Source organism: Odoribacter sp. N15.MGS-14 (assembly GCF_000980245.1).
GTDB classification, from domain to species: Bacteria; Bacteroidota; Bacteroidia; order Bacteroidales; family Marinifilaceae; genus Odoribacter; species Odoribacter splanchnicus.
This window is the reverse complement of record NZ_LARE01000082.1, coordinates 1-10,296: the sequence shown is the minus strand read 5'-3', so window position 1 is coordinate 10,296 and position 10,296 is coordinate 1. Positions and strand designations below refer to the sequence as shown.

The following is a 10,296-nucleotide window of genomic DNA, read 5'->3' as shown; positions in this document are numbered from 1 at the left end:
ACAAACTGGAAAGCAAGGATTATCGGTATGCGTTGAAAATTCCGATCGAAAGTGAGTTGGTGTACAATAAGATCCCTCAGAACCCGGGTTGGAATTAAATCATGTGTCTAATTAAATTTGAACGATATGAAATTCAAGAATATATTCTTTTCGCTTTTAGGAGGAATGCTGATCGGAGCATGTACGCCGGATGATGCCGATGTATATTTGAATCCGGTTAAACCGGCCGATATTAAAATCCTCGAATTGATGGCCGATCACGAAACTTTATTACCTGACGGTGAGGCAGAAATGAATTTCCGGATTATGGCTTACGGAATAAAAGAAATCAAGGTGATGAAAAAGTATGAAACCAGCGACAGCCTTTCCTATACAGAAGTACTGGATACGCTGGTTTATCAAATCCCCGGCGATGAATTACCGGCAGGTTATCTGGCCGTATATGATGAAAAAGGTAATAAAGTCGAGAACAACGTTTTTTCCACTACCCGTACAGACTGGGATGTGTTGCGTTTTTATGCTCAAGGGGGAGATTTAAAGAGTAATGTTTTGGAAATAAAACGCCGGGATTTACCTGATCCTAACGAATACCAGGAGATTGTATATCCGGTGATTTTCCATTTACTGGTGCCTCCGGCAAATGCCCGGCCTTCCTATTCTATCTCTGTAGAAAAGTTACAGGAAAAATTAGACCGGGTGAACAATATTTTTAATGGCTTGATTTCTAAAAATCCCAACGGAGGAAACGCAAAGATCGTTTTCAAACTGGCGGAGTACGACCAAAATGGAAATTTACTGGCAGAGAAAGGGAAAGAGGTCATCAACTTGTCTTCGGACATGAACCAAACCGCCTACGAGCAATACATCAATACCCCCGGCAGGATTTGGGATCCGAACCGTTATCTGAATATCTTTGTGGCAAAATATTCGGACAATTGGACATCGACAGGGGCTTCTACTTACATAGCGGTACCTCCGACCGTCATTCAGAAAGGTCAGGAAGCGATTCCGGGAATTGCAGCAACGGAAGTCGAAGATTTTACCGCTGCCGATGTGACGGATTACAAAGATGTAGCCATCTTGTTGAACTACGAAGGGGTATTGAATGTCAATTCGATGGAGAAAAATGATGCAACGGAATTGGCTACTATTTTCGGTTATTATCTGGGACTGAAGACAATGCAGTATTCTGAAAGTTATAACTGGGAAACCGGAGAAGATGAAAATAATCTGATCGACGGAGATACAGACTTTTGTCCGGATACTTATTTCTATGACCCACTTAATAACTTCACGATTTTCAAAACGGAAAAAGCAGAAGGGAAACGCTATACTTCTTTCAATATAATGGAAGGAAACAGTCGTAAAAACTCCATTACGGTCGATCAGGCCCGGAGAATGAGGATGGTGACCGATCGTTGTCCCTCCCGTTGGAGTTACAAATCCAATTGGGCATTCAATGGGAAACACGATTAGCTATAAAAAGGTTGTCTCTTTACAGAGACAACCTTCTTTTATCGCCTATCAGACGGTTATTTCGTTTAACAATACTACTTTATATTCACCTCTATGGCTGCCGGATATATTCTTGCCGGATCATAAAAAGTGGCACAACTATTTACCATATGTTCGAGTCCAGGCTTTACTTTCCCCTGAAATGCTTTTTTACCATTGACAATCAGGGTGATTTTCTTATTCAGATCGACCAGCTCCGGACACAAATAAATCACGACCTTTCCCTTGGTTGCCGGCCGATAATCTTTTTCGAATTTCAGCTCTATTCCCCAATTAGGGTCGGTCTCGACCGTTTTATAAGTAACCAGATCGACTTCCAATGAGATTTCGTTTTCTTTTATCGCCAATTCATAATAAGTCCGGGAAGAATAATCATCATTCGAACGTTCTTTAACGGCCAGATTATAAAATCCCTTCCGGTACATCCCGTCCATCTCGAAATTTTCCCAATTTACATTTTTAGGATAAGGGTTGCGGGTATATTGTTTCAACCAGGGAGTCGTAAGCGTATAATCGATAGCATGTCCTCTCCCTGGAATCAGTTCTATCCGATGGATATAATCTTCCGGATATAATTTCTTTAATCTTTCAAATTCATTTTTGGTATATGTCGTCAGTTTATTCCGGTAGAAACCGGCATCTGCGGCTCCGGTCAGAAAAGAAAAGGCAATATTCCGGCAGTTTTCGACAGGTGCATTTTTCAAAGGTTCTCCCCCGGCCATAGGTCCTGCTCCGGCCAGATAATCGGCATAATAAGAGGCGAGACGCTGGCTACCGTATCCCCCTTCGGATATACCGAAAAAATAGACTTTATCGGGATTGATATTTCCGGAAACAAAAGCCAGGCGTAACAACTTTTCCCAGGCAAACTGTTTTGATTTTTGCCACCAGCGGTAATAATTACCCATATTGGGAATCTGGGGTATAAAATAGGCCGAAGGAACATCGTCGAATTTTTGGCAAAGTAAGATCCCGGTTGCCCATTCCTGAGCCTTATCACCGGAACCATGCATATAGAGGTAAAGCGGGTATCCCCCTTCAGGCCCGGGCTCTCCCTTACATCCCCAATAATAGGGCATAACAGCATGCGGTTCGAGCTCTGCCGGCAAATCCCAATTACCGGAGTTTTCCTGTTCCAATTTACCGAGTCCGATCAATTTTTGCTCGTCAAACCGATTGTTCGCTTCTACCCACGCTTCCCAAACCAACTGGCGCTGACGGGCAATATCGGCCAAAGATACCGGTTTATTGTTTTGATATAAGGTTTCATCGCCCGCCAGGTAATTTAAAAAGAACCGAACCATTTTCTCTTTCAACGCTTTATTTTCGCCGGCAACAGCTTCGTTTTCATTTCCGGAACCGACGGCCAGAGCCGGACAAGCATACGATAATATCGGAAGTACTAAAAAGCAAAAAATTTTTAAATAGTGGGCAGTAGTTTTCATTTTATTCAGACCAGAAAATTTATAAATAGAAAAGAGGCATCACAAACGACACCTCTTTCCGAAATCTAACCACTCCTGAAAGAGTGTGAAGACAAAATTTATTGAATGACATTCAATTTTTTACCGATTTTGATAAAGGCTGCGATTGCACGATCGAGTTGTTCACGGGTATGGGCAGCCGACAACTGGATACGGATACGTGCCTGTCCTTTCGGAACGACCGGATAATAGAAACCGGTAACGTAAATATGTTCTTTCTGCAGCTCGGCAGCAAACTGCTGTGACAATACGGCATCATAAAGCATCAGTGCAGCGATAGCCGATTCAGAAGGTTTGATATCGAATCCGGCCTCTTTCAGTTTACCCCGGAAATATTCGGCATTGCTCATCACACGGTCACGCAATTCGGTACTTTCCGTCAACATATCGAATACAGCGATAGAAGCCCCGCAAATAGCCGGAGACAGAGAGTTGGAGAACAGGTAAGGTCTAGACCGCTGACGTAACATTTCAATCACTTCTTTTTTACCTGTCGTATAGCCTCCCATAGCTCCTCCCAGTGCTTTTCCCAGCGTACCGGTGAAAATGTCGATACGATCCATCACGCCGTTGTATTCGGCAGAACCACGACCTGTTTTACCGATAAAGCCGGCAGCATGGCTATCGTCTACCATGACGAGGGCATTGTATTTTTCTGCCAGATCACAGATTTCTTTCAATCGGGCAATATCGCCGTCCATAGAGAATACTCCGTCGGTAACGATAATCCGGAAACGCTGAGCCTGAGAAATTTTGAGCTGTTCTTCCAGATCTTCCATATTGGCATGTTTGTATCTGTAACGAACCGCTTTACATAAACGAACACCGTCGATGATAGAAGCATGATTCAACTCATCGGAGATGATAGCGTCTTCCTGACCGAACAAAGGTTCGAAAACACCTCCGTTGGCATCGAAACAAGCAGCATATAAAATAGTATCTTCAGTCCCGAAGAATTTAGAGATTTTAGCTTCCAGCTCTTTGTGAATATCCTGGGTACCGCAAATGAAACGAACAGACGACATGCCGTATCCCCGGGCATCCAATGCTTTCTTGGCTCCTTCGATTACTCGCGGGTGGGAAGAAAGACCCAAATAGTTGTTCGCACAAAAGTTCAATACGGTTTCGCCCGTAGTCAGTTTGATTTCTGCATCCTGAGGTGTTGCGATCAGGCGCTCGGTTTTATATAAACCGGCATCTTTTATAGACTGAATTTCAGCCTTTAAGAAATCTTGAAATTTTCCGTACATAGCAGTAAAGATTATTTATATAATTTCTTCAAACTTAGAAAATATTTCAGGAAATCCCATAAAAATATCACTTAAAGATTTTTTAAAGTTACAATCCGAACCCAAATCCCCCGATTTTCTAAGAATTCGTTAGTTTCGAAAGATGCCGGTAAATATTATTTCTTACTGAGTTTTTTCAATATCGGCTCGATGATCTCTTTTTGTGAAGGACGGGGAGCATCGGCCGAAATGATATTGAAGTGTTCGTCGATCAACAAGAAACGCGGAATGCCCGTAATATCCCAACCGGATTTAGTGCGGGAGTCCTGACAGTTCAGTTCGTTGACAGCGCCATGACTACCCCGCCCGATAAAGTTTTTCCAGGCTTTCTCACTTTCATCCACCGAGATTCCGATAAACTGTACATTCGGGTATTTACTGCTCAATTCATTGAAATAGGGCATTTCTCCCATACAAGGGCCACACCAGGTCGCCCAAAAATCGACATACATCGGTTTACCTTTATAATCACTCAGTTTTCCTTTCTTACCCTCGGAAGTCACAAGATCGAGATCGATAGCCGGACGTCCTTCCATCAACTTCGCCCGGCGCTCCAAACGCCCCAGATAAGCTTCGCTGAAATCTTTATATTTCAGTTTACCGGCAAAATCTTTCAATTCCCGGTATTTTTCCGGCGTCAGTTCCCCTTCCAGTTCTTCTCCTTTTTCCAGTACTTCGACCAGTTCTGCCAAGCGGGCGGACTTCGGATAATCGAAAACTTTCAAGTTATAGCAACTGACCAGGACATCTCTCACAACGGCCACATCCAGATAATCGTCCGAACCGGCAATTTCCTGCAGAATCGGGTTCATATCCCCTTGTATAGAAGTATAAAATTTCCCAAGTACCTGTTTGAATTCTTCCTCCGACTTACAATCGCTCAACATCGCGTCCGAATAACCGGCAAAAGACATATAGCTATTCGCCACATCAGCTTTAATCCGTTCTTTTTCGAGCAGCTTAAATTCTTTACTGACATTTTTCAACTCCTCCAACTCTTTCATACGCAGGGCAGCTAAACTATCCACCGTTTTTTTAGTCGCTTCAAAAGTCGGTTTCAGATTTCTTCCGGCCGAAAGAAAGGACCCTGCTTTCGGAAACAACCGTCCTTTCAGATAGGTATTGGCTTCCATACCTTTCCCCTCGAATGTACTTTGCGGCTGGGAAGTACCCAAATATACTTTCAGTTCATCTCCGGGAGTCAGATACAAGGTATTTCGTCCGACACGGAAATAAGCAGGTTTGCTCAAAGGCAACACCAAATCGAAATTTCCATCTGCGTCCACGGGTATTTTTATCACTCCGGCATCCGAAATCTCACCGGCAGCTCCATCCGGAGCCATATTCACTTCTGCCGCTTTAAATTCTTTCAACGAACCATACAAATGCACCGTGTTATTTTTTTCCCCATACACGAGCAGCCCCCACATACAGAGACAAACGATCAAAATACTTTTCATTATTTTCAATTTTATCCTTATTCCTGAAACAATTTCGCTAATTTTTCATTCAACCATCCTCCACGGGCATTGGTGCTGACTACCCGGCCTTCGGCATCGACCAAAACACAGGAAGGCACACCATTGGTTCCGAAGAGTTTCATACATTCCTTGTCATAACTCTTCCCGTTCGCCCCGCAAACCTGTGTCCAAGCCATTCCTTCTTCCTTTACCGCCTTCAGCCAGGCATCCGTGTCGTCGTCTATCGAAATACTGACCATATCGAATCCCTTTCCATGGTAACGTTCATAGGTCTCTTTCAAATGGGGGATATCTGCCCGGCAAGGGCCACACCAGGATGCCCATAATTCCACCAAAGTATAATGACCTTTGCGTAATATCCCGGACAATTTCACCTTTTTCAAACCGGTGGTCAATACCTCGAAATCAGGCAATACATCTCCAACGTATAAAGGCTGGCCCAGGACAGCCTTCTCCAGCTTCTGTCCTTCCGGGGTTTTCCGAAACTCTTCCGGGAAAAGTCCGGCAACCTCCCGGGCAACCCGTCTTTCATGTGCCCGTACATTCAACCCTTTAGCCACATATACGGCTACCGGAGAGGAAATATGCCGACGAATAAAACCGACCCCGGTATAAAAGATACTGTCGCGTACGGCATCCATTTCCCGGACACAGCGAAATACGTCTTCTTCCGTTCCTTTTTTATAATAATACACATGCCGGTAAGCATCGAACAAACTATCGTTCTGCAAAACAAACGGAGTCACCCGTCGCTTATAAGCCATATACAGATCATGAGATTCCGACCCTTTCACCTGTAAACCGACAGGAAGTTCTTTTTGCAGCTTCGAAGGCATTTCAGCAAAAGGTAAAGTGACCTGAATAGCAGCATTCTCAACATAAACCGGAATATTCAGAATTTTATCCCACCCAAAAACCCGTTGTGAGGGATCTTTAAAATAAGTAATACAACGCAATTCCGGACCGTCAACTTTCCCTTTGAACTCAAACCGTCCGTTTTTTAACCGGGTACTATCGTAATAATGAGTTTGTCCGGTATTTGTCAGAAATACCCAATGATCATCCGGAGCTCCCTTCAATTCACCCTTCAGTACAAAGCCTTCCGGCTTGCCGGTACAAGCTCCTAACATCAATAAACCAGCTAGTATAATAAATACCTTCATACGCTCTATTTTTAAATAAATACAAAATCAGTAATTTCCCCAAAATCAGTATACACTTGCTTGGCCGGATAATGCTCACTATCCCCACCGACACTTCCGGTAGACGATAAATTCAGAATGACAAAATCTCCTTTACCGTTTCCCATATCGAAACCGATACCCAAACTATATTGCACATCAAATTCATAAGCATCGAAAGCATTACTGCTGGAAAGATAGCGCTTAGCGAATTTCATCTTCACCGCCTTACCTCCGGCATGGGTATAAATAGCTGTCGCCTTTCCTCCTGCCTGCTTGAAATCCAAACGATAAACCGTATTGCCGGAAGCATAAAAAAGAAGCCCACTGTACGGAGGGGTAGAGGCAAACACTGCACTCTCGTCCAAACCTTGGGGGATATTTATGGTATAATAGCCATTAAACGAAGCATTGTCCGAATAATTAAATCCTCTCGGATTGAACTCATAGACGAAACATCTGGTATCGTTTTTCGCCAAAGCATAGGCATACACACTGGTCCAGGCAGAAGCATACTGATAACCGGTTCCCAAATACAAGACTTTCTGGTCTTCAGGCAGTTTATTGGGATTTACAGCCGACACATTTCCATCCCGGGTCGGTATAGCCTTGATCAGATTCGTATTTTCCTCGCTTTCACTAAAATACAAGGGATCGTATTTCTTTACACCCAACCCGTCACTCGTATTATAATAGAAAGCGAAACGATGTCCTGCTTCATCGTACAACAGCGCATTATTACTGATTTTAGAAGCAAGCGTGATATTTACCTCTCCTTCCAGATCAGCAGCCGGCTCATAAATTTTCCCGGCACGGGGCGACTGATAAAGCATGCCGCCGGACAGCAACAAAGCACTGGCAGTGCCATCACCATCTGCTAAAGTGATATGCTGAAAATCAAAACTATTCTGAGCTAACGGAGCTACCATCCGCGTCAGGCTGTCTTTCTTTTCAAAATGTTTCCACTGGCAATACACGCCCGATTCTACCGGATCATCCGTAATGACGGTAAACATATTCCAGCCCGATCCTGTACCATAATACTTGCAGGAAGTCGTATACGACATCAAAGCCTGCGGTTTTCCGGTAAATCTTTTTCCGGTTTCTTCATAATAAGCATCTTCCTGTACGACGATGTCTCCCCCGATATATTCGACAGAACCTAATTCAGTCTGTCCGTTTTTACGGTGTAATATCATCCACGAACCGACATAAGGTTTGATCAATTCGATGGTCGTATTGACCGGATATTCTATATCCGTTATTCTATCGTATACATTCAAACGAAAATAATGGGCATAGGCCAGATTTTTAGCCTCAGGATCGATATGAAAACTTAAATTCTTTTCCAATCCAACCGTGTCGAACTTGCCATGTCCGTAAAAATTATGATTGGTTGTCGAATGCAGCCACGTATATTCCAGATTATCCTCATTTTCTTGTAAGGACTGAGACAATTGCGGTATAATTGTAACCGTCGTATCTTTATCCAGACGCACCGAATATACTTTATTCAAAGAGACATCCAGTGTATTTACCTCCTGATAAGTATAATTTCCCTTATCATCGTAGCACGAAGCCACGAGTAATCCTAATATAAAATAGATCAATCTTTTCATACTGTTCAAATTTTAAAGTAATTCCGAAATATCCGGGATCTCGATCCATTCTCCGGTGTTCTCATCAATCAAAGGCCGGTTGGCCGGATCCGCCTTATAAGCTTCTAAATCCGTATAAAATCCGTTCGACAAGAGTATATCGTAAAACTGATTGGTCATCATCCATTCATTCAGGGAAGTCCCTCCGTATTTTGTAATCAGATACCGGGCTTTCGTCTCACTATAATCGCCGAAATACATGGCATAGTAACCGTCCCATTCTTCCTCATTGGATCCCCATAAACCGAGATTTACCGTATCTTCGGCTTTTAATCTGAAAAATTGTCTTTCTAAAGTACCCGCTTCAAAATCAGATTGGGCATAATCGAAAGTCAGATTAGCCGAATATGTAGCATTACGTGTTGCCGGACGTTTTAAAAGTATTTTAAACACAGCCTGTCCGGTATCGGCAGGTACATAATAGGCTTCCGGAAATAAAACTTCCAATGCATTTTTATCAGGAGCATCGGTTTTAAATACCACTCTCCGGGGATAATCCACCATAGCACCGCTGATTTTCACCCCGATCAGTACGGTATCTACCCGCAATGAATCGCCCAACGGATTTATACCGAAATTCACCTCATAATGCAGATAAGTCGTATCGTCCTCCCAATAGGGCTTCTTATTCTGTCCCAGATAATAATCCCCCATAAAATTAATTTGCTGCCCGGTACCATATTGCACCATTTCATATTCCTGGCAACTGTATATGGCCAAAGCCAGTATCAAAAAGATAGATATTTGTATTCTTTTCATAATTCTTCCGATTAATTGGTTTTACCAAACAAAGTTTCATCATCCGGCCAGGAGAACATATAGTTACTTTCGGTCATATTACTGAGCGGACTATGTAAAAAAGTAGTATACCCATTGCGTTTATAGAAATAGAACAACTGTCCTTCTCCATAAAATTCTTTCCGGTACTCTTTCTCGATCTCATTCAAACGGTTAGTTTCCGTACAAACCGTCGGGTCTATACCACGCATTTCCCTTACCTTATTTAAATATCCGGCAGCCTCTTCAGGAGTTGCAGCACATTCTGCCAAAATGTAATACATCTCCGACAACCGGATCAATACGACCGTACCTTCTGTAGAAGCCCACAAATTCTCCTGTTTGTACTTTCTCATCGTAATCCCGTGAGTCCCGTAATCGAAGCCTACCCCCTCCCGGATACGTAAGTCATTCGACCCGTCATTGGCCACATCGAAAAGTTCGTCCAAAAACTCTTCCTCACTGATATAATAGGTATTCCCATTAGTGATCGTAGCCACCTGCTGGTCGAAATCGTCCACATACACCGAAAATACAATTTCTTTCGAACGCAATACATCGGAAGCATCTCCGATCAGATCGAAATAACCACTCCCGATCACCTGATTGGCATAATTCTCCGCCTCCGTCTTATTTCCGGCATACAGATACACCCGGGCCAACAAAGCTTTCACCGCATACAGATTCATCCGTTTATGACGATATACCAAAAAACGGTCGCCTCCCATATCCTCTTCCTCATAGTCACTAACCGGAAACTCAAAATTCAGGGGATCGGTACCGGTGAGTAAGGTTTCCGCTTTTTTCAGATCAGAAATAATACTGTCCATGACCACATTCGACGGTTGCAACTCCTTGATTTCTTTACTGAATTCAGTCCGGTAGGTAATGCGTTTAGAAGTGGGATTATC

The 10,296-nt window shown here is 43.2% G+C and carries 8 protein-coding genes; 1 reads left to right on the top strand and 7 read right to left on the bottom strand.

Features of this window, described 5'->3' with window-relative positions; genetic code table 11:
* The first annotated feature begins 126 nt into the window (after positions 1 to 126).
* Positions 127 to 1,476: a hypothetical protein gene (locus WS34_RS13040; RefSeq protein ID WP_046405294.1), complete on the top strand. Its 1,350-nt coding sequence runs from the start codon at positions 127 to 129 to the stop codon at positions 1,474 to 1,476.
* 74 nt (positions 1,477 to 1,550) lie between these two features.
* On the opposite strand, the gene WS34_RS13035 is transcribed toward WS34_RS13040, so the two are convergent.
* From WS34_RS13035 to WS34_RS13005, 7 genes are all read right to left on the bottom strand, one after another.
* The gene (locus tag WS34_RS13035) at positions 1,551 to 2,960 is read right to left on the bottom strand and encodes a hypothetical protein (protein ID WP_286693781.1); all 1,410 of its coding nucleotides are present in this window, start codon (positions 2,958 to 2,960) and stop codon (positions 1,551 to 1,553) included.
* 98 nt (positions 2,961 to 3,058) lie between these two features.
* Positions 3,059 to 4,249 carry a glycine C-acetyltransferase gene (gene kbl, locus WS34_RS13030; protein ID WP_013613598.1) on the bottom strand — a complete coding sequence of 397 codons (1,191 nt, stop codon included), beginning with the start codon at positions 4,247 to 4,249 and terminating at the stop codon, positions 3,059 to 3,061.
* A gap of 155 nt (positions 4,250 to 4,404) precedes the next feature.
* Positions 4,405 to 5,748 (bottom strand): TlpA family protein disulfide reductase, encoded by a 1,344-nt coding sequence (locus tag WS34_RS13025; RefSeq protein ID WP_046405293.1) that lies wholly within the window; start codon positions 5,746 to 5,748, stop codon positions 4,405 to 4,407.
* A gap of 17 nt (positions 5,749 to 5,765) precedes the next feature.
* A complete protein-coding gene (locus tag WS34_RS13020) occupies positions 5,766 to 6,932 on the bottom strand; it encodes a TlpA disulfide reductase family protein (RefSeq protein ID WP_046405292.1) in 1,167 nt (388 codons plus the stop codon).
* An 11-nt stretch (positions 6,933 to 6,943) separates the two neighbouring features.
* Positions 6,944 to 8,569 (bottom strand): PKD-like family lipoprotein, encoded by a 1,626-nt coding sequence (locus WS34_RS13015; RefSeq protein ID WP_046405290.1) that lies wholly within the window; start codon positions 8,567 to 8,569, stop codon positions 6,944 to 6,946.
* A gap of 12 nt (positions 8,570 to 8,581) precedes the next feature.
* A complete protein-coding gene (locus tag WS34_RS13010) occupies positions 8,582 to 9,367 on the bottom strand; it encodes a DUF4843 domain-containing protein (RefSeq protein ID WP_046405288.1) in 786 nt (261 codons plus the stop codon).
* An 11-nt stretch (positions 9,368 to 9,378) separates the two neighbouring features.
* On the bottom strand, positions 9,379 to 10,296 hold a 918-nt coding region (locus WS34_RS13005), incomplete at its 5' end, for a RagB/SusD family nutrient uptake outer membrane protein (RefSeq protein ID WP_046405286.1).